Annotated in this window: 28 protein-coding genes and 1 pseudogene; 25 read left to right on the plus strand and 4 right to left on the minus strand. The window is 63.7% G+C overall.

Translation table 11 applies throughout. The annotated features are described in order from the left end of the window. A pseudogene (locus WA070_RS17485) lies at positions 1-277 on the minus strand (flagellin FliC); the annotation flags it as partial. Between the two features lie 359 nt (positions 278-636). On the opposite strand from WA070_RS17485, the gene WA070_RS17490 reads away from it, so the two are divergent. The 25 genes from WA070_RS17490 (at position 637) to queE (ending at position 22,875) form a co-directional block, all read left to right on the plus strand. Next, positions 637-1,932 (plus strand): sigma 54-interacting transcriptional regulator, encoded by a 1,296-nt coding sequence (locus WA070_RS17490; RefSeq protein WP_422635184.1) that lies wholly within the window; start codon positions 637-639, stop codon positions 1,930-1,932. A 14-nt stretch (positions 1,933-1,946) separates the two neighbouring features. Then, positions 1,947-2,291 carry a flagellar hook-basal body complex protein FliE gene (gene fliE / locus WA070_RS17495; protein ID WP_422635185.1) on the plus strand — a complete coding sequence of 115 codons (345 nt, stop codon included), beginning with the start codon at positions 1,947-1,949 and terminating at the stop codon, positions 2,289-2,291. 3 nt (positions 2,292-2,294) lie between these two features. After that, positions 2,295-4,046 carry a flagellar basal-body MS-ring/collar protein FliF gene (fliF, locus tag WA070_RS17500; protein WP_422635186.1) on the plus strand — a complete coding sequence of 584 codons (1,752 nt, stop codon included), beginning with the start codon at positions 2,295-2,297 and terminating at the stop codon, positions 4,044-4,046. Continuing rightward, a complete protein-coding gene (fliG, locus tag WA070_RS17505) occupies positions 4,039-5,055 on the plus strand; it encodes a flagellar motor switch protein FliG (RefSeq protein WP_422635187.1) in 1,017 nt (338 codons plus the stop codon). Before fliF ends, fliG begins: the two co-directional genes overlap by 8 nt. Further along, a complete protein-coding gene (locus WA070_RS17510; protein WP_422635188.1) occupies positions 5,042-5,686 on the plus strand; it encodes a FliH/SctL family protein in 645 nt (214 codons plus the stop codon). The genes fliG and WA070_RS17510 overlap by 14 nt, the downstream gene beginning before the upstream one ends. Further along, a complete protein-coding gene (locus tag WA070_RS17515) occupies positions 5,683-7,011 on the plus strand; it encodes a FliI/YscN family ATPase (RefSeq protein WP_422635189.1) in 1,329 nt (442 codons plus the stop codon). The genes WA070_RS17510 and WA070_RS17515 overlap by 4 nt, the downstream gene beginning before the upstream one ends. Continuing rightward, positions 7,008-7,433 carry a hypothetical protein gene (locus tag WA070_RS17520; RefSeq protein ID WP_422635190.1) on the plus strand — a complete coding sequence of 142 codons (426 nt, stop codon included), beginning with the start codon at positions 7,008-7,010 and terminating at the stop codon, positions 7,431-7,433. Before WA070_RS17515 ends, WA070_RS17520 begins: the two co-directional genes overlap by 4 nt. A gap of 1 nt (position 7,434) precedes the next feature. Further along, complete coding sequence (locus WA070_RS17525; protein ID WP_422635191.1) at positions 7,435-9,591, plus strand: hypothetical protein; 2,157 nt, start codon at positions 7,435-7,437, stop codon at positions 9,589-9,591. Positions 9,592-9,620: 29 nt separating this feature from the next. Then, on the plus strand, positions 9,621-10,250 hold the full coding sequence (locus WA070_RS17530; RefSeq protein WP_422635192.1) for a flagellar basal body-associated FliL family protein: 630 nt from the start codon (positions 9,621-9,623) through the stop codon (positions 10,248-10,250). A gap of 52 nt (positions 10,251-10,302) precedes the next feature. Continuing rightward, the gene (locus tag WA070_RS17535; protein ID WP_422635193.1) at positions 10,303-11,187 is read left to right on the plus strand and encodes a flagellar motor switch protein FliM; all 885 of its coding nucleotides are present in this window, start codon (positions 10,303-10,305) and stop codon (positions 11,185-11,187) included. Continuing rightward, positions 11,184-11,513 (plus strand): flagellar motor switch protein FliN, encoded by a 330-nt coding sequence (fliN, locus tag WA070_RS17540; protein ID WP_422635194.1) that lies wholly within the window; start codon positions 11,184-11,186, stop codon positions 11,511-11,513. Before WA070_RS17535 ends, fliN begins: the two co-directional genes overlap by 4 nt. 85 nt (positions 11,514-11,598) lie before the next feature. After that, a complete protein-coding gene (locus WA070_RS17545; RefSeq protein ID WP_422635195.1) occupies positions 11,599-11,862 on the plus strand; it encodes a FliO/MopB family protein in 264 nt (87 codons plus the stop codon). A 58-nt stretch (positions 11,863-11,920) separates the two neighbouring features. After that, entirely contained in the window at positions 11,921-12,679 is a 759-nt protein-coding gene (fliP, locus tag WA070_RS17550) for a flagellar type III secretion system pore protein FliP (RefSeq protein WP_422635196.1), read from the plus strand. Positions 12,680-12,723: 44 nt separating this feature from the next. After that, positions 12,724-12,996 (plus strand): flagellar biosynthesis protein FliQ, encoded by a 273-nt coding sequence (gene fliQ, locus WA070_RS17555; protein WP_422635197.1) that lies wholly within the window; start codon positions 12,724-12,726, stop codon positions 12,994-12,996. A 10-nt stretch (positions 12,997-13,006) separates the two neighbouring features. After that, the gene (fliR, locus tag WA070_RS17560) at positions 13,007-13,789 is read left to right on the plus strand and encodes a flagellar biosynthetic protein FliR (RefSeq protein ID WP_422635198.1); all 783 of its coding nucleotides are present in this window, start codon (positions 13,007-13,009) and stop codon (positions 13,787-13,789) included. 3 nt (positions 13,790-13,792) lie between these two features. Further along, positions 13,793-14,929 (plus strand): flagellar type III secretion system protein FlhB, encoded by a 1,137-nt coding sequence (flhB, locus tag WA070_RS17565; protein ID WP_422635199.1) that lies wholly within the window; start codon positions 13,793-13,795, stop codon positions 14,927-14,929. Positions 14,930-15,113: 184 nt separating this feature from the next. Beyond that, the gene (locus WA070_RS17570; protein ID WP_422635200.1) at positions 15,114-15,584 is read left to right on the plus strand and encodes a hypothetical protein; all 471 of its coding nucleotides are present in this window, start codon (positions 15,114-15,116) and stop codon (positions 15,582-15,584) included. 83 nt (positions 15,585-15,667) lie between these two features. Next, on the plus strand, positions 15,668-17,071 hold the full coding sequence (fliD, locus tag WA070_RS17575; protein WP_422635201.1) for a flagellar filament capping protein FliD: 1,404 nt from the start codon (positions 15,668-15,670) through the stop codon (positions 17,069-17,071). Between the two features lie 18 nt (positions 17,072-17,089). Beyond that, entirely contained in the window at positions 17,090-17,485 is a 396-nt protein-coding gene (gene fliS, locus WA070_RS17580; RefSeq protein WP_422635202.1) for a flagellar export chaperone FliS, read from the plus strand. A 159-nt stretch (positions 17,486-17,644) separates the two neighbouring features. After that, positions 17,645-18,841, plus strand: a complete 1,197-nt coding sequence (locus tag WA070_RS17585; protein ID WP_422635203.1) for an aspartate aminotransferase family protein — start codon at positions 17,645-17,647, stop codon at positions 18,839-18,841. Positions 18,842-18,967: 126 nt separating this feature from the next. Beyond that, positions 18,968-19,897, plus strand: a complete 930-nt coding sequence (gene argF, locus WA070_RS17590) for an ornithine carbamoyltransferase (protein ID WP_422635204.1) — start codon at positions 18,968-18,970, stop codon at positions 19,895-19,897. A 103-nt stretch (positions 19,898-20,000) separates the two neighbouring features. Beyond that, positions 20,001-20,909 carry an Hsp33 family molecular chaperone HslO gene (locus tag WA070_RS17595; protein WP_422635205.1) on the plus strand — a complete coding sequence of 303 codons (909 nt, stop codon included), beginning with the start codon at positions 20,001-20,003 and terminating at the stop codon, positions 20,907-20,909. Positions 20,910-21,046: 137 nt separating this feature from the next. After that, positions 21,047-21,451: a DUF3617 domain-containing protein gene (locus WA070_RS17600; protein ID WP_422635206.1), complete on the plus strand. Its 405-nt coding sequence runs from the start codon at positions 21,047-21,049 to the stop codon at positions 21,449-21,451. A 71-nt stretch (positions 21,452-21,522) separates the two neighbouring features. Then, on the plus strand, positions 21,523-22,224 hold the full coding sequence (gene queC / locus WA070_RS17605) for a 7-cyano-7-deazaguanine synthase QueC (RefSeq protein WP_422635207.1): 702 nt from the start codon (positions 21,523-21,525) through the stop codon (positions 22,222-22,224). A 3-nt stretch (positions 22,225-22,227) separates the two neighbouring features. After that, entirely contained in the window at positions 22,228-22,875 is a 648-nt protein-coding gene (queE, locus tag WA070_RS17610) for a 7-carboxy-7-deazaguanine synthase (protein WP_422635208.1), read from the plus strand. A 247-nt stretch (positions 22,876-23,122) separates the two neighbouring features. Here queE and WA070_RS17615 read toward each other — a convergent pair whose 3' ends face one another. The 3 genes from WA070_RS17615 to lipB all read right to left on the minus strand — a co-directional run bounded on the left by WA070_RS17615 (position 23,123) and on the right by lipB (position 24,959). After that, on the minus strand, positions 23,123-23,758 hold the full coding sequence (locus WA070_RS17615) for a hypothetical protein (protein ID WP_422635484.1): 636 nt from the start codon (positions 23,756-23,758) through the stop codon (positions 23,123-23,125). Between the two features lie 146 nt (positions 23,759-23,904). Then, positions 23,905-24,204, minus strand: a complete 300-nt coding sequence (locus WA070_RS17620) for a hypothetical protein (RefSeq protein ID WP_422635209.1) — start codon at positions 24,202-24,204, stop codon at positions 23,905-23,907. Between the two features lie 59 nt (positions 24,205-24,263). Continuing rightward, positions 24,264-24,959: a lipoyl(octanoyl) transferase LipB gene (gene lipB / locus WA070_RS17625; protein WP_422635210.1), complete on the minus strand. Its 696-nt coding sequence runs from the start codon at positions 24,957-24,959 to the stop codon at positions 24,264-24,266. Between the last annotated feature and the right edge of the window lie 9 nt (positions 24,960-24,968).

The raw sequence follows: 24,968 nt of genomic DNA on the forward strand, positions 1-24,968 counted from the left end.
CGCGCATCCGCTGGATCATGTTGGATACTTCGCCCAGCGCGCCTTCAGCGGTCTGCGCCAGGCTGATGCCGTCGTTGGCGTTACGTACGCCCTGTTCCATGCCCTTGATCTGCGCCGTCATCTTCGACGTGATCGCAAGGCCGGCTGCGTCGTCCTTGGCGCTGTTGATGCGCTTGCCGGTCGACAGGCGTTCCATCGCGGTGGAAAGCGACTTGCTGGCCATGGCCGACGCGTTGGTGGAGCGTAGAGCCGCAGTGTTGGTTCCGATAACAGTCATGATATGCCCTTTCAATTCAACATCAGGTCGCTGCCATCAGGACATACGCGGCCTCGAAGGTGAATAACGGCAGGGCGGGGCGGGCCTTTAACCGGCATCGCATTTTTTTACGCCCTGATTCGGAATATCTCGATTTTCCTTGAATTACCGCGCCTGAAACGCGCCCTCGCGCGTCGCGTACACGCGAATAAGACTAAGGTCGGGGGGGTTTGCCGCTTTTGCCGGAAGAAAATTGCCGGTGGGCGGCAAACAGGGTTGCCGCGTTAACCAATCAATAACCACAGAAATATACATATTGGATATCGAAGGGGTCAGGGGCGTACGGGGGTACAAGCCTACCAAAATTGGGATATTTGTTCATGTCATCGCTCGACGTGAGCCGAGGAGTCTGCGCGCTCGTTCCGGGCTTGCAGCATTGGCTTGAAAACGCAATGTTCGCTGTCCGGGTCGTGGATGCCGCTTCCCCGCGTGAACGGGACAGCCGCCGCGTGCTGCTGGCGACCGAGATCGGTCATGCGACCCATCGCGACATATTGATCAACCTGATCGACGGCGCGCCGTCGCTGGTCGCGGCCGCCAACGGCTTGCCTGCCCGCGTCGCCTTTGGCCTCGCCGACATGGGCTTCGCCTTTGCATTGATCGCCGAACTGGCGCGACCCGCGCTGATCCCGGCGGTCGGCGACGGCGCCAGCGCCCGGTTGATGACGCTGGCGGGCCGCGTCGCTCGCAGCGATGCCACCGTCCTGGTCCAGGGCGACACCGGCACCGGCAAGGAAGGCATGGCGCGCTTCCTGCACGCCCAGTCCGGCCGGTCCACCCACGACTTTATCGCCGTCAATTGCGCGGCGCTGCCTGAAACCATGATGGAAGCCATGTTGTTCGGCCATCGCAAAGGCAGCTTCACTGGCGCGGCCAATGCATCGGAAGGCCTGTTCCTGGCAGCCGATGGCGGCACATTGTTCCTCGACGAAATCGCCGAACTGCCGCTCGCGCTGCAGGCCAAGCTGCTGCGCGCTTTGCAGGAAGGCGAAGTGCTGCCCGTCGGCGCGACCCATCCGGTCGCCGTCAACGTCCGCGTCATCGCCGCCTGCAACCGCAATCTGGCCACCGAATGCGCTGCCGGACGCTTCCGCGAAGATCTTTACTGGCGCCTCAACGTCATGCCGCTGGAACTGCGTCCGCTGGTCGAACGGCGCGGAGATATCGGCGCGATTGCTGCCGCCATGCTGCTGCGGCATCAGGATGCGGGCAAGGCCGGTTTCGTGTGGCCGACCGCTGCCGCGATCGACAAGCTGAACGCCCATGTCTGGCCCGGCAATGCCCGCGAATTGGGCAACGTCCTGCAACGTGCGCTGGTTTTGCGCGATGGTGATCGGATCGAAGCCGACGACCTGCATCTGACAGGCGCGCCACAGGCGTCGATCCACGCGCTGCATATCGTTCCGGTCGTCCCGTCCTCCGCCCCGGTGGCAACGTCGCCGTCGGTCGAACCGATCCGGCTGCGCGATGTCGCGCGCCATTCCAAACTGGAAGCCATCCGCCTTGCTCTGCGCGAAACCGACGGCCATCGCGCCGCCGCCGCTGCAAAGCTGGGCATCTCCGAACGCACGCTACGCTATCGGCTCGCCGAAATGCGCGAGCTGGCAGCGGCTTGAAGGAGGGCTGAACCATGGCCGTCAACGGCATATCCCCGACCGACAGCGTGATGGCGATCCGCAACGCCATCCTGCAAAAGAACGCCGCGCTGCGCGACGTCGCCTCGACCGGAACGGTCGGCGCGCAGGGCACGCAGCCCGGCGGCTTTACGCAGGCGCTCAACGATGCCCTGCAACAGGTCAGCGGCCTCCAGACCAAAGCCGGCGAAGCCGCCGGTGCGTTCGAGCGGGGCGAAACAACTGACATTGCCGGTGTCATGCTGGCCAAGCAGCAGGCGTCCGTCAGCTTCGAAGCGACCTTGCAGGTCCGCAACAAACTCCTGTCCGCCTATAAGGACATTATGAGCATGCCGGTTTAAACCATGAGCGAGAACGCACTCACCCTCGATGGCGGCGCTGCCGCCCGTCCCGCCCTCCCGGCGTCGACCCCTTCCAGCTTCGGCGGCCCCAAGGGCGTCGATGCGGTCAGGGCGCGCCTGACCGGCTTCATGAAACAGCCCGCTGTGGCCAAAAGCCTGCCGCTGCTCGGCCTGCTGGGCGTCGTCGCCATGGCCGGGCTTGCCTGGCTGGCGCTGCGCGAACCGCCGCAGCGCGACCTGTTCCGTGGCCTGCCCGATACCGACAAGTCGGCGGTCGCGCAGGTGCTGGACCAGAACGGCATTCCCTACGGGTTCGATTCATCGGGTGCGATGACGGTCGGCCAGGATGATTATTTCAAGGCCAAGATGATGCTGGCCGCGCAGGGCCTGCCCAAGAGCGCGCCGGACGGCAACAGCATGATCGACAGCCTGCCCATGGGCGCCAGCCGCGCGGTGGAGGGTGAAAAACTGCGCTCCGCCCGCGAAATGGACCTCGCCCGCACGATCGAGGCGATCGACAGCGTCGAAACCGCCAAAGTGCATCTGGCCGTCGAACCGCCCAGCGTGTTCCTGCGCGACCGGGCCAAGCCATCGGCATCGGTCATGCTGCGCCTGTCGGCGGGCCGCACGCTGACGGACGCGCAGGTCAGCGCGATCGTCCATCTGGTCGCATCGTCCATTCCCGAACTGTCGCCCGACCAGATTTCGGTCGTGGACCAGAATGGTCGCCTGATCAGCAATAATGACAGCGACGCCGCCGACGATCGGCAACTGGCGATCCAGACTCGGATTGAGGATCGCTATCGCCAGTCGGTCGTCGCGCTGCTGACCCCGATCCTGGGCACCGAGAATTTCTCGACCGAAGTGCATGCCGAACTCAACTTTGCAGAGCGGCAGGCGACGCGCGAAACCTATCCGCAGGATGAAGCGCGGCTACGCGTCGAACAGGGCACCTGGGCATCCGACCCGCGCGGTCAGGGCACGGGCGAGGCTGGCGGCATTCCCGGCGCGCTGAGCAATCAGGCACCCGTCAACCCCACCGTGACGCAGACCAACCCCAACGGCCAGACCGTGCAGCAGGGGCAGACGGCAGAGCAGGGCGCAACCCCCGGCACGCCGCCCAATCCGCTGATGAAGACGCAGGAAACCTTTAACCGCAGCTTTGAACTGGGCCGTGAAGTGTCCGTGACCAAGGATGCGATCGGCACCGTCAAGCGGCTGTCCGTCGCCGTCGCGCTGGATACAGCGCCGGATGGCAAGGCCCGCACGCCGCAGGAAATCGCCGCGCTGGAATCGCTGGTAAAGGGCGCGATCGGCTTCGATCAGGCTCGTGGCGACGTGGTGGCGCTGTCCTCGCGCAGCTTCCTCAAGCCTGCCGCAGTCGTGACCCCCTGGTATGAAGCCGACTGGGTGTCGCCGCTGGTGCGCAATGTCTCCGCTTTGCTGGTCGCCCTGCTCGTGATCTTCGGCATCGGTCGCCCACTGCTCAAGCGCCGCGCCGCCCAGCAGGAAGTCGCGGCTGCCGAAACTGCCGAAACCGGTCAGCGCATCGGCCGTGAAATTTCGGGCGAAATGACCCGTCAGGCGGTCGAGGCGCCCGATCCGGCCAAGCCCATCACGCTCGACATGATCTCCTCCACCTATGACTATGCCCAGCGCGCCGACCTGATCCGTAACTTTGTGAAGCAGGATCCCGATCGCGCCGCCCTGGTCGTCCGCGACCTCCTGAAGGAGGGGAAGAAGGAAAATGCCTGAGATCGTTCCCGGCCGGCCCGAAGCCCTTAAGGGCAGCGCCGCCGCCGCCGTCCTCCTGATGCTGTTCGACGAAGACGAAGCCGCGCAGATCCTGTCGCGTCTGGAACCCGAAGAAGTGCGCCAGCTTGGCTATGCCATGTATGACGTTGCGGATGTCGATCCTGCCGAAGTCAACGAAGCGCTCGACCATTTCGTCAACAAGGCCAAGAAACGCACCACCATCGGCTACGGCGCGACCCGCCATATCCGTGGCGCGATGACCAAGGCGTTGGGCGAGGAACGGGCCGAAACCATCCTCGCGCGCATCACGCCGCCGACCCGCTCCACCCAGCTTGAAATGCTCAAATGGATGGACGCCAAGGAAATCGCCCTGCTGATCGAGGCGGAACATCCGCAGATCATGGCGATCGTGCTGGCCCATCTGGAAGCGCCAGTCGCTGCCGACGTGCTGCAACTGCTGCCGACCGAATATCAGGAAGAAATCGTCTATCGCATCGCGACGCTGGGTCCGGTGTCGAACGAGGCGCTCGATGATCTGGAACAGCTGCTGATGCGCGGCCCCGCCAAGAAGCAGGGGGCAGCGTCGCAGCGCGGCGGCACCGTCGAAGCGGCTGCGATCATGAACAATGTCCGCAAGGACAATGAACTGCGCATCATGAAGGCCGTGTCGAAGCGCGACAAGATGATCGCGCAGACGATCGAGGAAGAGATGTTCGTCTTCGACAATCTGGTCGACATGGACGACAAGAATCTGGGCGCATTGATGCGCACGGTCGACAGCGCCGTGCTGGTCGTCGCGCTCAAGGGTGTCAACGACATCCTCAAGGGCAAGATATTCAGCTGCATGTCCGCGCGCGCCGCGCAGGCGATCGCTGATGAAATCGAGGAACGCGGCCCCATTCGTCTGGCCGAAGTCATCGACTCGCAGAAACTGATTATCGCCACGGCCCGCCGCATGGCGGACGCAGGCACCATCATGCTGGGCGGCAAGGGGAATGATTTTGTCTAGGATATGGGGCGCTGAAGCGGTGCAGGACGTTGCCGCCATATCGATGACGGGCATGGGGCAGGTCGAAAGCGGCGGTTTCCGTAGCCTTTATACCGCGCCTGCCGGTCAGCAGACGGCGACCATGCGCGCGGCGATGAACGACATGTCCGAAGCCGACCCGATCGAAGAAGCCCGGATGGAAGCCTTCACCATGGGCTTTGACGAAGGCTGCCGCATCACCACCGAAGCGAACATGGCCCATGCCGACGGCCTGACGAACCTGGCCGAAGCGCTCGCCAACCTCGCCCCCGCGCCCAGCGGCATGTTGTCGACCATGTTGTCGGCCACGGTCGTTCGGCTGGTCGAACAGATTGTCGGCGAAGTGGAAATCGACATCGAACGGCTGGTGCAGCGGTGCGACACCGTCGCCGCCTTTATCGAAGACAATGAGGACAAGAGCGCATTGCACCTGCATCCCGACGACGTCGCGCTGCTGGAAGGCGAAGCAGTCGGCGTCAAGCTGGTGCCGGACAAGGCGATGCATCGCGGCTGCGTGCGGCTGGAAACGACGGATGGCTGGGTCGAGGATGGCCCGGACGTGCGCCTGTCGCGCCTGCGCGCGCTGATGGACGATATGGAGGGTAAGGCATGATCCGCGCGTCGCTGGCTCAGGCCGAAACCCTCTTCGATCATTTGCAGGTGCAGAATCGCGCGCCCCGCCATGTCGGCCGTCTGGTCAGCCATGATGCGGGCATGCTGGAAGTCACCGGCTTCCGCCGCCCGATCGGCGCCAGTGCGCGCGTGATCGCCAGCGACGGCACGACCGCCCGCGCCGAAGTCGTCGGCTTTCGCGGCGGGCGCTCCCTGATGGTTCCGCTCGACAGCGATGCGCCGCTGGAAAATGGCGCACGCGTCGAACCCGATAGTCAGGCCAATATGGTGCAGGTGGGCGAGGGGCTGATCGGCCGCGTCGTCGATGCCATGGGCCAGCCGCTCGACCGTAAAGGCCCGATCATCGCGGGCGGCACATGGCCGCTCAACGGGGTGAAGGGCAACGTCCTCGACCGGGGCCGCGTCACCGAACCGTTCGATCTGGGCGTGCGCGCCGTTAACGCGCTGCTCACTGCCGGGCGCGGCCAGCGCATTGCCATCATCGCCGGGTCGGGCGTCGGTAAATCCGTGCTGATGGGCCAGATGATCGCCGGGGCCGAAGCCGACATCGTCGTCGTCGGCCTGATCGGCGAACGGGGTCGCGAAGTCAGCGATTTCCTCGAAACCAAACTCAAGAACACGATGCACAAGAGCATCGTCGTGGCGGTCCCTGCCGATCACCCGCCGGTGCTGCGCCTGCGCGCCGCCGCGCGCGCGACCGCCATCGCCGAATATTTCCGCGCCCGTGGCAAGAAGGTGCTGCTGCTGATCGACAGCCTGACCCGCTGCGCCCATGCGCAGCGTGAAATCGGTCTGGCGCTGGGCGAACCGCCTGCGATGAAGGGCTATCCGCCTTCCGCCCTTGCGCTGATCCCCCGTCTGGTCGAACGGGCAGGGGTGGACGCCCGCACCGGCGGGTCGATCACCGCGCTTTATACCGTGCTGGCCGATGGCGATGACACTGACGACCCGATCGTGGACGCCGCCCGCGCTATCGTGGACGGCCATTTCGTCCTGTCGCGCCATTTGTCGGAACAATCCATCTTCCCCGCGATCGACATCGGCAAATCGCTCTCGCGCGTCATGGCCGACGTCGTACCGGACGATCATCGCATGGCCGCCGCCAATTATCGCCGCCTGTGGGCCGCCTATGAGGAAAATCGCGATCTCATCCTGATGGGTGCCTACCGCCCCGGCAACGATCCGGTGATCGACGAAGCGGTGCAGCGCCGTCAGGAAATCCTGGAGTTCATCCGGCAGGACCAGAAAAGCCGCATCGACCTGGATACCAGCGCCGACGCGCTGATCGCCGGGTTCGGCGCATGAAGGGTCTGGTCTCCCGCCGCCAGCGCGTGTTGCGCGTGCGCCATGTGCAGCACGCCATGGCGGTTGCCGACGCCGCCCATGCGCGTGACGAGGCGGACGGCCTTGCCCACAATATCGAACGACTGCGCAAGGTGCGCGGCGAACTGTTCGAAACGCACGGGGCGGCCACCGGCGCGTCCTTTGCCGCGATGCAGGAACTGGCCAACCGGCTGGAACAGGCGGGACGGCAGCTTGATGGCGCGCTCTATGATGCGCGCCGCAAGGTGGAGGCGAAGGAGGGGGTGACCCTGAACGCCAACCGCGAAAAGGAAATCGCCACCCGCCTGAAAGACCGCGCGCATGCGGACATGGAAGAATGGCGCGAAAACAAACTGGCGGCGCTGCCGCGCTATCGCCGGATGCAGCGGAACGGGAGTGTCTGACATGAACATGCTGACCAGCCTCAGGGACATGCTGTCCACCACGCCATCGATCACGTCGTTGGGAAAGGGCGGTAGCGCCATCCCCGATCCGTCGCAGGGCGCATCCGACTTCGCGCAGATGCTGGATCAGGTCGCTGCGCCGCCGAAGGCGATTGCGGGGCATGCCGCGCCGGTAATGCTCGACATGCCTGCTGCGCCAGACATGACGGCCGCACCAGTCGTCGCCCCTGTCGCGCTGGATATACCCGCCACGCCGCACGCTGCGCCCATGACGGCTGTCGCGCCCGCCGCACTGGACATGCCCGCTGCGCCGATCGTGCAGGCTAAGGCCGACGCGACCGTCCTCCCGGCGACCCCAGAACCCTTGGCCCTGCCGACAGCCGCCCCGGAAACGGCCGCGCAGGATATTGTGCCTCTGCCATCCGTAGCTGACGATCAGCCGACAGATGCTGCTGCTCCGTCCAAGACGACGACCCCCGTCATGAAAGACGCCACGATCGCTTCGCCCGTCACCGTCGCCACGACGGCCAGGGATAAACCCGCTTCCCCGTCGCCCTCCATCGACCCTGCGTCGGCGTTGACCGCCGCCGCTCCGACGACGCGCCTCATTGCGTCTGAACCCGTCGTGCGGAATGACGATGGCGACGCCGACGATGCGGATGCGCAGGCAGATGATGCAGCTCCACCCTCCGTCGTCGTCCAGCCGCTGGCAAACGCCGTGCCGCTCGTGCCGCCGATCGCCGTCGCGCCCACCACACCGCAAGCAACTGAAATCGACAGCGCACCAGCACCCATCAGCACTGCACCGACCGCTCCAAAAGCGTCAGTCCAATCGCCGATCGCTGCTGAAACCGTCGCGCCCGATGCGCTTCCGATCGCACCGGCCAAGCCCGAACAGGCCATCTCCCTCAAATCGCGACCCGCAAATGCGTCGCCGGTTCCGGCTACCGATGCGCAGGCCATCGCGCCTGAAGCGGCTGTAGCCTCGCCTGATATCGCGCCCATGATTCCGCATGCCAAAGCCCCCGCCAGCATGCCAGCCACGGCCATCGCGCCACAGGCAGCCACGCCATCGCCAGCCCAGCCTGTGACTGACGCGCTCGCATCCCTCGTCGCGCCTGCGCCGGTGTCTCGCGACGTCGCCATTCCTTCGCCAGTAGTAGCGCCCGTGACAGGGCCGGTTGCCGCCGCGCCCGCCACGCCGACGTCGGCGATCGTCACCGCCCAACCTGTCGATGCGCCGCTATCGCCGGTCGCAACGACGCTTGCACCGGTCGCCGCGCCCGCATCCACCCCCGTGCAGGCATCGTCGCCGCTCGACGCAACGATCCAACCCGACGCCACCATTCCGACGGCAGCACCGGTCAAGCCCGCATCCTTCGAACGCGTCTCCCGCAGCGATGCGGTATCGTTGCTGCAACTGGCGCGCGATCATATGGCTGGCCGCGTCGCGCCTTCCGGTAAGGACGAAGTCGCCCGGCCCTCAATCACCGCCGGTGCGCCATCGACCGACGCTGCAAGCCTTCCGGCATCCGGCATCGGGCGCATCGACAGCGCGGCGATCCAGCCATCTGCCCCGACGATGCAACCGGCAACTTCCACACAGACCACCATGGCTGTCGTCAACCTGTCCGCCAGTCTTGGTGCGCAGGTCGTCGATATGGGCGTGTCGGGTCAGTGGATCGACGGGTTGGCGCGCGACATCGCCGGATTGTCGGCCAATGGCGCGCAGGGCCGGTTCCAGATTCAGGCCGATCAGCTTGGCCCGGTGCAGGTGGACATCCGTCCGGGCGATGGCGGTTCATCTGTGGTCCTCACTGTGGAAAATGCCGCTGCCGAAGCGGCCCTGCGCCGCGACAGCGACCAGTTGCGCTTCGATGTGGGCGGGGCCGCCGCACGCATCAGCGACGTCAGGATAGAACGGGGGCCGATGGCCGCCGACGCGACGCGATCGGATCAGTCCGCGACCCAGCAGCAATCGACCGGGCAGGGGCAGGCTTCCAACTGGCAGGGACAGAATCCCGCGCAGCAGCAGGCCCGTTCGCAGGCCCGCGAAAATCCGTTTCCCAACCCTAAAGGCGCAGGCGATGCGGTCGTTATCAACCACGGACAGACCGGAGACGGCGCGGGCGAACCCGCGCGCGCGCGCTATGCGTGACCGGCCACACTTCCTTGGGGACATGAACGATGAGTGACGAGCCAAAGGCCAAGAAGAAAAAGGGCGGCGGGATCAAGATGATCCTGCTGATCGTCATCGCCATGGTCATTGGCGGCGCTGGTGCGGCTGGTGGCCTCTATGCCGCCGGTTTCTTTGGCGCAAAGGTGGAAGGCCCGAAGGAAGATCCCAACAAGCCGGTGCTCGTGCTGGCTGGCGAAAGCGCCGAAGAGGTCGCCAAGGCCCACGCAGCCCCCCATGGCGAGGGAGGCGCCGAGGCATCGCCCCACGGTGCGCCGCATGGCAAGGGCATCGACCTGCCCCCGCCATCCAACCCGACCGCCTATCAGGCGACCTATTTCCAGCTTCAGCAACCCTTCACGTCCAACATGTCGGACACCGACGCCTTCGCCCAGATTTCGATCGCGGTTTCGACCTATTATGACCTGCGCGTGATCGACGCGATCAAGACACATGAGATGGCGATCCGCAGCCAGGTGCTCATGATGTTGGCGCAACAGCCCGAAGAGGCATTGTTGACGCCGGACGGCAAGCGCGTCCTCCAGGCCAAGATAAAAGCGGTAATTAACGATATTTTGAAGCAAAAGACGGGTTATGGCGGGGTTGATAACGTTTATTTTACCAATTTCGTTATTCAGTAGCACTGCGCAAAAGGCCGGGAAGTCCCCCGGTCCGCTGGGCTGGGGACTATAGATGGACGACGTTCAAACCTATGCCTTCGGGCGGGGTGAATCTCAGGCGCCGGTGATGCTGTCCGGTCTCGACCGGCTGGGCGAAAAGCTCGGCCGGCGTATTCGTGCATTGGTCGAACCCATCTGTGGCGTCCGCCCGCATGTCGAAGCGCGCGAGGCACAATTGCTCGAATTTTCCGACTGGTCGGCGCAGGTGCCTGCCTTCGCCAGCATTTCCGTCTATCGCCTGTCCCCGATGAAGGGGCAGATGCTCCTGCGCATGGACGCAGCGATGATTTCGACGCTGGTTGATTGCTTCTATGGCGGCATCGGCAACCGTCCCCTGCCGCCGCGCGGCGAATTTACCCCGACAGAAGACCGGCTGATCGCCCGCCTGTCGGAATCCATCATCGCCCGGCTGGTTGAAAGCTGGGCCGATGTCCTGCCGCTCGAACCCGGCCTGATCGTGCGCGAAACCGGCGTCGGTTTCGCCGCTTCGGCGCAGCCGGGCGACCAGATGGTCGTTCAGCGTTTTCAGATCAGCATTACCCGCGATCAGCTATGGCCGATCGACATCGTTTTTCCATTGTCGGCCCTGCGGGCCGTCGAACCGTTGATGGGCGCGCGGATGCCCGCCGACGCGGATCAGGCCGATCCGGTCTGGCAGGCCCGCATCGCCCGGCGCATGCGCGACATTCGCATGCCTGCCCGCACCGTGCTGGCCCGCCCCAACCTGTCGCTGGCGGAGCTGATGCAGCTCAAGGTCGGCGACGTGATACCCGTGACGATCGGCCGCGCGCTGCCGCTGATCGTCGGCAACCGCATCGTCGCCCATGGCACCATCGGCGAACAGGATGGCCGCGCCGCCTTCCAGATTGAAAAACTCGTACAGGGACCAGAGCAATGAGCGATATGAGCGAAGCCCCCCGCATCGGCGAAGACGCCGTCGGCCGCATGACCAACAACCGCCAGTTCAAGCTGCTGGCCGACATTCCCGTGCGCATGTCGGTGGAGGTCGGATCGACGTCGCTGCGTCTGGCGGAGGTCATGGACCTGGCCGAAGGCAGCATCGTGGAGCTGGACCGGCAGGCCGACGACCTGCTCGACATCATGGTCAACGGCGCGTTGATCGCCAAGGGTGAGGTGGTGACGGTGAACGGCCGTTATGGCATCCGCATCATCGACATTGCCGCCACCGAAAACCGTCTGGCCGGGATCGAACGGCGCGGCTGATCGCGCCAGCCCATTTTGCGCTTGCGTTGCGGCCCAAAACTGCGGAACGCAGGCGCCTTAACCATCCTCTGCGGGCGACCCCATCATGTTCTGGTATTTCGTCAAACTGCTGATCCTGTTGCCGCTGGTCGGCGGCATGGCCTTTGGCGCGCTGTGGCTGTGGCGCAAATATCAGCCCGGCATGATGGGCGCGCAGGGCGACCGGTCGCTCAAGCTGCTCGAAGCGCTGCCCATGGGGGCATTCGGCAAGCTGGCGGTGGTGGAGTTCGAGGGCAAGAAAATCCTGCTGTCGGTCACGCGCAGCCGGATCGAAAAGATCGCGGAAGGCGACCATGCGCGCCTGCGCTGACTCTTCCTCCGTCATTTCCTGGCGCACGGTCAGGAAATGGCTCCCCGCCTTCGTGGGGATGACGGTTGTTGGTGTAATCCTGTTTCTCCTTGCCGGTCCCGCCTTTGCGCAGGCCGTGCCTGCCGCGCCGGTCGATAATGGCGGCGCGCTGACCCGCGCCATGGGCCAGATTTCGGGCGACGGCCGCCCGTTGTCGCTATCCTTGCAAATCCTCGTCCTGATGAGCCTGCTGACGGTCCTGCCGTCGCTCGTGCTCATGATGACCAGCTTCACCCGGATCATCATCGTCCTGTCGCTGCTGCGTCAGGCGCTGGGCCTGCAACAGACGCCGCCCAATCAGGTGCTGGTGGGCCTTGCCCTGTTCCTGTCGCTGTTCGTGATGCGTCCGGCAATCGACCAGATCAACGCGCAGGCCTATGACCCCTATGGACGTGGCCAGATCAACATCGAGGAAGCGGTGGGCCGGTCGGCCAAGGTGCTGCATGGCTTCATGTCCAAGCAGACGCGCGAGAGCGACCTGAAACTGTTCGCAGGGCTGGCCAAGGCGCCCGCCTTCCGCACGTCCGAAGACATTCCTTTCACCATCCTGCTGCCGGCCTTCGTCACCAGCGAACTCAAGACCGCGTTCCAGATCGGCTTCATGATCTTCCTGCCGTTCCTGATTATTGATCTTGTCGTCGCTTCCACGCTGATGGCGCTGGGCATGATGATGCTGTCGCCCACGATCATATCCATGCCGTTCAAGCTGCTGCTGTTCGTGCTGGTCGATGGCTGGGCCTTGACCATGGGGTCGCTGGCGGGGTCTTTCGTGACATGATCCACGCTCGCTTGCGCGCGCCTTTACTGGCATAAGGGCGCGGGATGGAAAACGCCGATTTCTTCCTGGGCCTGGCCCAGCAGGCGCTGTGGATCACGGCATTGGCGGCTGCGCCCATCCTGCTGCCTGCGTTGATCGTGGGCCTGTTGATCGGCATGGTGCAGGCGGCGACATCTATCAACGAACAGACGTTGAGCTTCATTCCCAAGATACTGGTCGTAGGCGGGATGCTGGCGCTGTTCGGCGGGTCGATCATGGTCCTGATCGCCGATTTTACGCGCGAGATATTCGAACGCATACCGGACCTGATGCAATGAGGGTTCGGCGATGATCGCGCCGGGCTTTGCTGGCGTCGAAAACCAGCTTTGGCTGTGGCTGATCGCGATGATCCGGCCCGGCGCGGCCTTCGTCGCTGCGCCCGTGTTCGGTGCGCCAGCCGTGCCGTTGCAATTGCGCCTGATCCTCTCGCTGGCGCTAGGGCTGGCCGCGCTAAACACCGTGACCATCACCCTGCCGCAGGACGGCGTCGCCAGTTTCGAAGGCATCATGATGGTCGCGGGCGAAATCCTGGCCGGTCTCGCCATCGGCTTTGCGGTCCAGATCGGCTATGCCGCCGCCTTCGTCGCGGGGGAAACGATCGGCAATGCGATGGGCCTTAACTTCGCCGCGATGGTCGATCCGTCGTCGGGGCAGGGGACGCAGGTGATCGGCCAGTTTCTCTCCATCCTCTCCACCTTTTTGTTGCTGGGCATGGACGGGCATCTGCTGCTCGTCAGCTTCGTCGTGCAAAGTTATCAGGCGATCCCGCCGGGCGCGGCGATGCTGTCCAACGATGTCATATGGCGGCTCATCGAATTTGGCGGATCGCTGCTGGGCGCGGGCATCACCGTGGCGCTGCCGGTCGGCTTCGCACTGGTGCTGGTGCAGATCATCATGGGGATGCTGGCGCGCGCTGCGCCCTCGCTTAACCTGTTCGCGGTCGGCATGCCGGTCGCGATGATGGCGGGCCTCATCCTGCTGGCCATCGCCGCGCCGATCATGGCCGAGGGGATGACCGCTGCGCTCAAGGCTGGTCTGGAGCATGCCCAGACGATCGCGCAGGGGCGATAGGCGATGGCAGGCGGCAACGACAGCGGCGAAAAGACAGAAAAGCCGACCCAGAAGAAGCTGGATGACGCCGCCAAGAAGGGTGACATCCTTCAGTCGCGCGAACTGGGTACGGCGCTGGTGGTCATGGCAGGCATCGGCTGGCTGGCGGTCACTGGCCCGTCCCTGATCGGTTCCCTGTCACACATGCTGACGCAGGGGCTGCGCTTCGGACGTGAAGATATCGCCGATTTCTCGCCTGCGCAGCGTGGTCTGGAACTGCTGGGTGGCATTGTTCTGCCTGTGGCGGGCGTTATGTTCGCGACCTTCGTCGCTGCCATCGCTGCGCCTGCGCTACTGGGATCGCTGGGCTTTCGTCCCGGTGCCTTCGCGCCCAAGGCGTCGAAGCTGAACCCCGGTGCGGGCCTGAAGAAAATCTTCGGGACGCAGGGATTGATCGAACTGCTCAAGTCGATCGCCAAGGTCGGCCTGCTGGGCAGCGTCGGCATATGGTTGATGTGGGACAGCATGACCAAGATCATCGGCATGGGCAAGGCGGGGCTGGCTCCGGCGATTGCCGACCTTGGCAATATGTTCATCTTCACCTGTCTGGTCATGGCGGGCGGGCTGTTCGTGATCGCGGGGATAGACGTGCCCACGCAGATCATGCAGCGGTCCAAGCGCCTTGGCATGTCGAAGCAAGACGTCAAGGACGAGCATAAGGAAAGCGAGGGATCGCCGGAGTTAAAAGGCCAGATCCGCCGCCGTCAGTTCGAAGTATTGAGCGGTTCGACTCGGCAGGCCGTCGCCGAAGCCAGCGTCATCATCACCAACCCGACGCATTTTGCCGTCGCGCTACGCTACAAGCCGGGCGTGGACGCTGCGCCGGTCGTGGTGGCGCGCGGGAATGACGAGGTCGCAGCGGCGATCCGGGAACTGGCGGACCAGAATGGCGTGACCATCCTGCAATATCCCGAACTGGCGCGCGCCATCTACTTCACGTCGCGCGCAGGGCAGATCGTCAATGAAGGGCTGTTCATGGCCGTGGCGACGATCCTGGCCTTCGTCTTCCGCGTGGAAAACAAGATGGCGGGCGAGATGGACCGCCCCTTCATTTCGGTGCCAGATGACATGCGATTCGATACAGACGGGCGCAAGCAATAGCGGAAACACGCCTGCGAGCGCGCCATACGGACTTGGCGTATGCAAAAGAGCGTGAAGGAAATGTCCGCTTTATCAATGCGCTATTCAATATATTCATCCTCATCGGGAAAAATGACTTGGTGAACTAAAGTTTAGCGCCGTTTGTCCGTATTCTCTTCATGGGGACGCATTATGGTGGTGCGCCATGAACGACTATGTTTCACGCAGCGAAGTATCGCCGGTTGATCGCGCCTCTGTGCGTGCGGCAGCGCCGGTGCAGGCCGTGCAACCTGTGTCGGCCAGTGCAGGGACGGCCATGCCGGATCGCGACCCGTCGCCCAGCCGGGCCATAGCGCCCTCGTTCGACACCGCAGACATCGACGGCGACGTTGCCAGTGCGGCTGAATATGTCAAAATCCATGCGGAAATTTCCAGCATATTGGCCGACCTGAATACCAATGGTGGCAGCACCAGCGTGTCAGGCGCTGCCGATGCGATCCAGTCGCTGATCCCGACGCCCATCATCCTGGTGCCGCTGCCCCCCGCTTCCAAGGATGCGGTGGAACATGCCGCCGTCATCGCCAAGCGGATGGTGGAGCAGGCCGTCTTCGCGCAGGCTGCGCAAGCGCCGCTGCGCCGGGGCACCGTCGAACAGGTCATGTCCACCTCGCTCTGACCTTCTCCCGCGCGACGCGGGCGGGAAATCATTCCTAAAGGTCTTGGCGTTAGGGCCGTTCTATCTCCTGAAAGGACGGCATTATGGCATCTGTCAGCAGCAGTATCACGACGGCGCTTGGCGTCGGGTCTGGCATCGATACCAAATCGTTGGTGTCCAGCCTGGTCAGTGCCGCGCGCGATCCCAAGGAAAAGGTGATCAACAGCCGCCAGAGCCTGACGTCGGCGCGCATTTCCGCGCTGGCATCGGCTTCCAGCTCGCTCGACACCTTTGCGGACGCCCTGACCAGCCTGACGTCGGGCACTGGCTATTCCGGCACGCCCGCATCCAACGACCCCAGCATCGCGTCGGTCAGCCTGCTGCCCGGCGGCGTGCCCAAGGGGTTGCCCGCTCAGCTGGAAGTCCAGCAGCTGGCCTCCGCGCGCACGCTGGCATCGATGCCAGTCGTGAGCAGCAACGGCGCAGCGACGACCGTGGGCACTGGCGAACTGACGTTGAGTGTCGGTGGCAAGTCCGCCTCCATCACCATCACGTCGGCCAACAACAGCTACACCGGCCTTGCCGCCGCGATCAACGCGTCAAACCTTGGCGTCACTGCATCGGTCATCACCGACACGCAGGGCACGCGCCTGGTGATGAAGGGGCCGACCGGCGCAGCCAACGATTTTTCGCTGACGTCGGTCAGCGGCGACGATCTGGCTGCCTTCGCATGGAACGGCACCGACAGCAGCACGATGCAGTCGAAGGGCGAGCCGAAGGACGCGATCATCAAACTGGACGGGGTGGAGCAGCATTATGCCAGCAACACCATCGATACCGCGATCAACAATCTGCGCATCGACCTGAACAAGGCGTCGCCCGGTTCGAGCGTCACGCTGGCGTCCAGCGAACCCACGACGTCGATGCGCGACCTGATGGTCGAATTCGTCAGCGCCTATAATACGTTGATAAAGGCGCTGAACACCGCGACGGCGACAGGTGCGGACTCGTCGAGCGCAGGCGTGCTGAACGGCGAAGCATCGATCCGTGACATGCGACGCCAATTGTCCAGCATGACGTCCACCGCACTGGCGGGGAGCGGCACTTACAGGACGTTGAGCGACATTGGCGTGTCCACCAACCGCGACGGCACGTTGACGCTGGATACCAAGGTTCTGGACAAGGCGATCGCTGCCGATCCGTCCGCCATTACCCAGATGCTGAACCCTGCCGTGGCGACAGCCACGACGCCGGGCCTGGCTGGCATGATGGATAAGGTGCGTGACAAGATTCAGGAAAAGGACGGATCGTTCACGCTGTCGCAGGCCAAATATAAGACGCTGGCCGAAACGCTGACCAAGCAGCTCGACAAGCTCGACACGCAAATGACCGATTACGAAGCGCGGCTGACCACCATCTATTCCAAGATGGATACCCGGATCACCGCGTTGAAGGCGACGCAAAGCTATCTGGAGCAGCAGGTAGCGATGTGGACGAAAAGCAGCTAACTCAGGGACGCCAAGACAATGTTTTATAATCAGGGTTATGCAGGAAACACGGCAGCGCGGCGCTATGCGGCGGTCCATTCTGGCAGCCGGACGGAAGGTGCGACGCCGCACGCGCTGGTCAAGATACTGTTCGATGAACTGCTGATCGCGCTGGATGCGGCGGCACTGGCCGAACGTACCGGCGACCGGATGAAGGTGTCCGACAAGCAGGCGCGGTCGATGTCGATCCTGTTCGCGCTCGAATCCAGCCTGGATTTCGACAATGGCGGCGACGTGTCGGTCGGTCTGGCACAAATCTATCGCGAAGCACGCCGTCTGTTGCTGGTGGGTGTCAAGGAACGCAGCGCAGAACCGGTCGAGCAGGCTCATGCCATGATCGCCGAAATCGCCGATGCCTGGAACCAGATCGGATAAGGCCAGCGCCAGTCGACTGGCCCGTGTTGCGGGGTTGCACCCCCAACGGCACGCCGGTATAGGCGATGCTCGCAAAGGGCGGCCCGGCGGGGGCCGCCTTTTTGCGTTGTAACCATTGTCCCCGTGGGGACGTGCATCATGCCCAGAAAGGGAAGGCTCATGTCGATTACGCCGCTCATGCCCGTTTACCCCCGGTGCGATGTGCGTCCGGTCCGAGGCGAGGGATGCTATCTGATCGGCGAACGTGGCGAGCGTTATCTCGACTTCGCCAGTGGCATCGCGGTCAACCTGTTGGGCCATGGCCATCCCAAGCTGGTCAGGGCAATCGCGGATCAGGCCGCGACGCTGATGCACGTATCGAACCTTTACGGCATGCCGCTGGGTGAACAGTTTGCTCAGCGGCTGGTCGATTCGACTTTTGCTGACACGGTTTTCTTCACCAATTCGGGTGCGGAAGCGGTGGAATGCGCGATCAAGACGGCGCGCCGTTATCATTATGCCAATGGCAACGCGCATCGGCACAAGATCATCAGCTTCGACAATGCCTTTCACGGGCGGACGCTGGGCACGATCTCCGCCACCAGCCAGCCGAAAATGCGTGATGGGTTCGAACCCCTGCTGCCGGGCTTTACCGTGGTGCCGTTCAACGATCTGGATGCCGCGCTGGCGCAGATCGACGACAATACCGCCGGCTTCCTGCTGGAACCGGTGCAGGGCGAAGGGGGCGTCACCCCGGCGACCAAGGCGTTCCTGACCGGCCTGCGCAAGGCGTGCGATGACCATGGCCTGCTGCTGATTCTGGATGAGGTCCAGTGTGGCTATGCCCGCACCGGCACCTTCTTCGCGCATGAACAATATGGCGTCACGCCCGATATCATGGCCGTGGCCAAGGGGATCGGCGCAGGCTTCCCGATGGGCGCATGTCTGGCGACGGAGGAAGCGGCCAAGGGCATGGTGTTCGGCACCCATGGCACCACCTATGGCGGCAATCCACTGGCCATGGCGGTCGGGCTTGCGGTGATCGAGGAAGTGCTGGCCGATGGTTTTCTGGACCATGTGACGGCAATGGGCGCGCGTTTGCGTGCGGCGCTGGAGCAACTCATCCCCAATCATGACGACATGTTCGAAGATGTGCGCGGCATGGGCCTGATGCTCGGCGTCAAGCTGAAGGACGGTTATGACGCCCGCGCCTTCGTGGGTCATCTGCGCGACCATCACGGCCTGCTGGCGGTGTCGGCGGGGCAGAATGTGCTGCGCATCCTGCCGCCCCTCGTGATCGAGGAAAGCCATATCGCCGAAGCCATCGAGAAGATTTCCGCCGGTGCGCGGACCTTCGCGAAAGCCGAGGCGGCCTGATTATTTAACTTCCGTTCGCCCTGAGCGAAGTCGAAGGGTGTTGCCGAGCGAAGCGAGGTACCTTCACTTCGTTCAGGGGAGGGCTTCGACTTCGCTCAGCCTGAACGGACTATGAGGTTGGTTCCGATGACCAAGCATTTTCTGAATCTGTCCGATGCAGGCGGCGACGCGATCGCCGCGATGATCGCCGACGCCATCGACCGCAAGGCCGCGCGCGCGGGCAAGCCCAAGGGCATGGTGGACGCCGATGCGCCGCTCGCCGGGCATGTGCTCACGATGATCTTCGAAAAGAACAGCACCCGCACGCGCGTGTCGTTCGACATGGCGATCCGCCAGTTGGGTGGCACGTCGCTGATCCTGGACGGCGCGACCAGCCAGCTGGGGCGCGGCGAAACGGTTGCGGACACCGCGCGCGTGCTCAGCCGGATGTGCGATATCATCATGATCCGCACCGACGACCATGCCAAGGTCGAGGAGATGGCCCATTACGCCACCGTGCCGGTCATCAACGGCCTCACAGACCTGTCGCATCCGTGCCAAATTGTCGCGGACCTGCTGACAGTGGTGGAACATGGCATCGCTTTGCCCGGCAGTCAGTGGGCCTGGCTGGGTGATGGCAATAATGTGCTACATTCGATCATCGAAGCCGCCGGATTGCTCAAGTTCGATGTGCGCATGGGCATACCCGAAGGCTATGATCCCGATCCGGCCTTTGCCGATGCGGCCCGCCGTGCTGGTGCCGGCATCACCCTGACCCGCGACGCTGGGCGGGCCGTGGCACAGGCCGACGTCGTCCTGACCGACACATGGATTTCCATGGGTCAGGCCCATGCCGACGCCAAGCTGGCGGCGATGATGCCGTTTCAGGTGACACAGGCGTTGATGGCGGGTGCGAAACCGAAGGCCAAATTCCTTCACTGCCTGCCTGCCCATCGCGGCGAGGAAGTGGTGGACGCGGTGATCGACGGGCCGCAATCGCTGATCTGGGACGAGGCGGAAAATCGCATCCATGCCCAAAAATCAGTGCTGCTATGGGCGCTGGGGCGGCTCGGTTGAGTTTTCGGGCGGGCGACCTATCTAGGGCGCTCGCTCGCATCGCCGACTTAGGTGATGCCGCATCATTTGCGCCCCGCCTGACCGGGGCGACCGGAGCATCGCGTTGAATCCTGCAATTCCGATCGACCAGGGCTTAGGCTTCACCATCCCCGCGCGCCATGCCCGTGGCCGCATCGTGCGCCTTGGCCCGGCGCTGGACGACATCCTTGCCGCCCACGCCTATCCCCCGCCGATCGAGCGGCTGCTGGCGTCCGCACTGGTGCTGGCCGCATTGCTGGGCAGCACGCTCAAGCAGGCCGATGGCCAGTTGACGCTGCAGGCGCAGACCGAACATGGCGTCGTCAGCCTGCTGGTGGCCGATTATAAGAATGGCGATCTGCGCGGCTATGCCAAGTTCGATGCGGACAGGCTGGCGGAACTTGGCCCGGACCCGACGCTGTTCGGCCTGTTCGGCAAGGGCTATCTGGCGATCACCTTCGACCAGTCGGTCACGGGCGAACGCTATCAGGGCATCGTTCCGCTGGAGGGCGAATCGCTGGCGGCGGCGGCGGAACATTATTTCTTCCAATCCGAACAAATCCCCAGCCTGATGACGATCGAGACCCGGCATGAACGGGGAAAGGGTTGCGTTGCGGGCGGGATACTGATCCAGCATTTGCCTGAAGGCGAAGTGGGCCGCGAAAGGCTGCATGTGCGTCACGATCATCCTGAATGGGAGCATGTTCAGGCGCTGGCCGTCACGCTGGGGAAGGACGAGTTGACCGACGCGGCATTATCTTTGGCCGATATCGTCTGGCGCCTGTTCCATGAGGAGGCAGAGGTGCGGGTGACCGACCCGGTGCCGCTGGCCAAGGGATGCCGCTGCGATCTGGATCATATTCGTGACGTCATCGGCCGCTTTCCCGCAACCGAACGGGTGGCAATGGCGGACGAGGCCGGGATCATCGGCGTTGACTGCGCCTTTTGCTCGCGCCTTTTCCCGCTTCCGCTGGACAGCTTCGTCACCCATTGAAAAGTCCTGTTCTGCAACCGATATGATCGATTGGGGCAGCACCACCAGTTCACGCTATCAAAATGCCGTAATTGATCGGCATGGCGCGTAGTGGGCGTGTCGTCATTGGCGCGGCCCAGCGAAGCGGAAACGGGGATATGGCAAAAATTTCACTGCGGATAATACCGCTTGCGGCAGCGGCGATGACGATGATGGGCATGGCCAGTGCGGCCCCGACCACGACGTCGCCGATCGCGCTGCGCGGGCTGGAAACCGGCGAATGGGAACTGCATGAACGCGGCGCGGAGTCGCGCAAACTATGCGTGTCCGACCTGCGTCAGTTGCTTCAGGTGCGCCATGGTCGCACGCTTTGCCGCAGCATGACCGTAGACGATAGCCATCAGTCGATCACTGTGAACTATGATTGCGCTGCAGCCGGCAATGGCCGCACGCAATTGCGCGTCGAAACCGCCCGACTTGTGCAGATCAATTCGCAGGGCGTAGCCAATGGGGCGCCGTTCGCATTCTCCGTCGAAGGACGGCGTGTCGGCGCTTGCCACTAAGCTGTTCACCATGCGGCAGGCCGAATGGCGCCATGCTTGCGCTTATGCTTCGTGGGGCGTAGCGCGGGGCCATGAGTGCGAATGAAGGAAAATTTGCCGTCGTCCTGCTTTCGGGCGGACTGGACTCCATGGTTGCCGGCGCCCTTGCGCGGGAAGCTGGCTATCGGTTGCTGGCGCTGTCGATCGACTATAACCAGCGGCACCGGGTCGAACTGCGCGCCGCCGGGCGCGTAGCTACGGCGCTCAACGCCATGCGCCACATCGTCATGCCGCTTGATCTGACGGCCTTTGGCGGATCGGCGCTGACCGCTGACATCGCTGTGCCAAAGTCGGGCGTTGGCACCGAAATTCCCGTCACCTATGTCCCCGCGCGCAACGCAATATTTCTGTCCCTGACGCTTGGTCTGGCCGAAGTGGCGGGGGCCAGCGACATCTTCATCGGCGTCAATGCGCTCGATTATTCGGGCTATCCTGATTGTCGCCCCGAATTTATCGATGCGTTCCAGGCGATGGCGACGCTCGCGACCAAGGCGGGGGTGGAGGGGCGGCCGATCCGCATCAACACGCCGCTGCAATATATGAGCAAGGCGGATATCGTCCGCGAAGCCGCCCGGTTGAAGCTGGACGCGGGGATCAGCTGGTCCTGCTATGACCCGACGCCCGATGGCAAGCATTGCGGCCTGTGCGACAGTTGCCGCCTGCGTTCCAAGGGTTTCGAAGAAGCGGGCTTGCCCGATCCCACCGTCTATGCCGTCACCCCACCCAAAGCATAACCGATGAGTTATGCGGTCAAGGAAATGTTCCTTACGCTTCAGGGCGAAGGGGTGCAGGCGGGGCGGCGCGCGGTGTTTCTGCGTTTCGCCGGATGCAATTTGTGGAGCGGTCGCGAGCAGGATCGCGCGGACGCCATTTGCCGCTTTTGCGACACCGATTTCGTCGGCACGGACGGCCTTGGCGGTGGTAAATTCGCCGATGCCGATGCGCTGGCGGACGCAGCGCTGGGATTCTGGGGCGACGGCGTGGACGGGCGCTATATCGTTCTGACCGGCGGCGAACCGATGTTGCAAGTGGACGATGCGCTGGTCGATGCGCTCCATGTGCGCGGCTTTACCATCGCGATCGAGAGCAATGGGACTCTCCCCGCGCATCCCGGCCTCGACTGGATCTGCATCAGCCCCAAGGCGGGCAGCCATGTAGTGCAGCAGTCAGGCGACGAACTGAAACTGGTCTGGCCGCAACCGGGCGGCGGCCATAGTCTGTCCGATGTTGATGCGATGGAAGGTTGGGCCTTTACTCACCACCTGATCCAGCCGCTGGACGACGCCCACGCGCAGGATAACGCTCGCGTTGCGATCGCGCTGGTGATGGACCGGCCCACATGGCGGCTGACGGTGCAGGCGCATAAATATCTGGGGCTGCGGTAAGAGGGCTGTCGGAGATTGCGCCGGCTGGGGCGAGGTGTCTGGATCGGGTGGATTGCGGAATATCGGTTTTCCCCAACGTCATGCTAACGAAGGCTGGCATCTCTCTTTTCTTTCAAGCGCTTCGTTAGCAGAAGTGAGATCCCAGCTTTCGCTGGGATGACGAAAGTGGGTGACTTAAAATGGTCGTCATCAGATACTCGCTCTTACGCGGCTGATCGGCTCCGATCCCCCAATCGCCGCTAACCCATCAAGGCCGAGCCACGCCCGCCTTTTCATTCCACGCCTGCTGGCAGGCTGGCAGCATCACGCCTTTCTTCCAGCACTTCACGTCCAGCGAGGGCAGGGCGACGGTATAGTCATAGCCCGGCGTGCCATAAAATTGCTCGCCCGCCAGCACCAGCGACTTCTTGATCGATGGCAGGCCGCTCCGCGCGACTTCGTGCAGCGTGCCACGATCGGCGAAGATGGCATCGCGGCCCACGACGGCCGCCGCCTGGCAGAAGCCTTTCTGTGCCTGCACCGTTGAATAGCCCGAATAGATGCGCGTGCCATATGCATCAGCCGCAGCCTGCCCCGGCTTGCCCTTGCCCACCGTGCGCTGGAAATAGCTCAGCACGCCTGCCTGCGCTGCGTCCATTTCGGCGTCATGATGGGCGATCATCGCATTGTAATTGCTGATTTCCAGCAGCGTGGGTTCGAACTGGCACTGCAAAGCCGACACGTTGAGCGCGGCGCGCAGGTTCCACACCAGTCCCGCTTTGATCTCCGCAGGGGTCGCGCCCGGCATGCCCAGCGCCGCTGCGGCGGAAGCATCGGTCAGTGGCGGCGCGGACATATCCGGCGGCGACCAGAAAAACTGCGCGGACGCAGGCTGTGCCAGCATCGGCGTACAGGCCAGCGCAAGGCCGACGATAATTCGGCGCAGCGGGGTAGGGAGGGTCATTGCGTCATTCTCTCCGAAACGATGCGGCGTCCAACGATCGCGCATCCCTGTTCATCCTGTTCAGCGGCTTTATCCCGGCTGAACCTTTATTGATCCGATAGCACTTCGGCATCGTCGGCCTTGTCCGCAGTCGCCGCCGGAGGCGTAGCGGGCTTGGCCGGGGCGCTCGCATTGGCGGCGCTATTGCCTTCGGGCAGGGCGACGGCAGTGCCTTCGCTCTGTACGCCGTCCAGATCGGTCATGGCGTCGGTCGCGGTGCCGTCGACCACCTCCATATCCTTCATCTGCACGCTGTTGCCGCCCTTTTCCGATCCGCCGCAGCCAGTCAGCGCAGCGATGCCGCATGTCAGGGCAGCGATCAGGACAGTCTTTGCGTTCGCGCGCATCCGGTTCTCCTTGGCATGGATCGGGTCGGGGCAGGGGACGCCACCCAAGGGCCGAGACCCTAGCGACCCGCTTCGCATTGCTCAACCCCTGTGCCGCACCGGGTCAGGCGATTGAGAAAGGTGGGGAAATGCGCCTTCAACGCTGCATCCAGCGCAGTCATGGATGCTTCGCCGCCCAACGCCGCAATGCTGGTGACGGGATATTCGCTGATACCGCACGGCACGATGCCGGTGAAATGCGACAGGTCGGGATCGACGTTGATCGAAAAGCCATGCAGCGTCACCCAGCGCCGCACCCGGATGCCAAGCGCGCCGATCTTCGCCTCGCGCCCCTGCGCATCGTCGGTCCAGATGCCTATCCGCCCCTCCGCTCGCCGCGCCGCGACGCCCACATCATCCAGTGCCGCGATCATCCATCCTTCCAGATGATGGACGAAATTACGCACATCCTTGCCCCGGTCGGCCAGGCTGATGTTGAGATAGCCGATCCGCTGTCCCGGCCCATGATAGGTGTAACGCCCGCCGCGCCCGGCATTGTAAACCGGAAATTGCGGGTCGAGCAGTTCGGCCGGATCGGCGCTGGTCCCGGCGGTATAGAGCGGCGGATGCTCCAGCAGCCATACACGCTCCCCTGCCTCTCCCGCTGTGATGGCCGCCGCGCGCTCCTCCATGTCGGCAAGCGCGCCGGGGTAATCGACCGGGGCTGCATCGACGCGCCATTCGACCTGTTGGGGAAAAGGGGGAGAGAGCGTCATGGCACTTCC

It is taken from the genome of Sphingobium sp. (assembly GCF_049304695.1).
Lineage (GTDB): Bacteria > Pseudomonadota > Alphaproteobacteria > Sphingomonadales > Sphingomonadaceae > Sphingobium.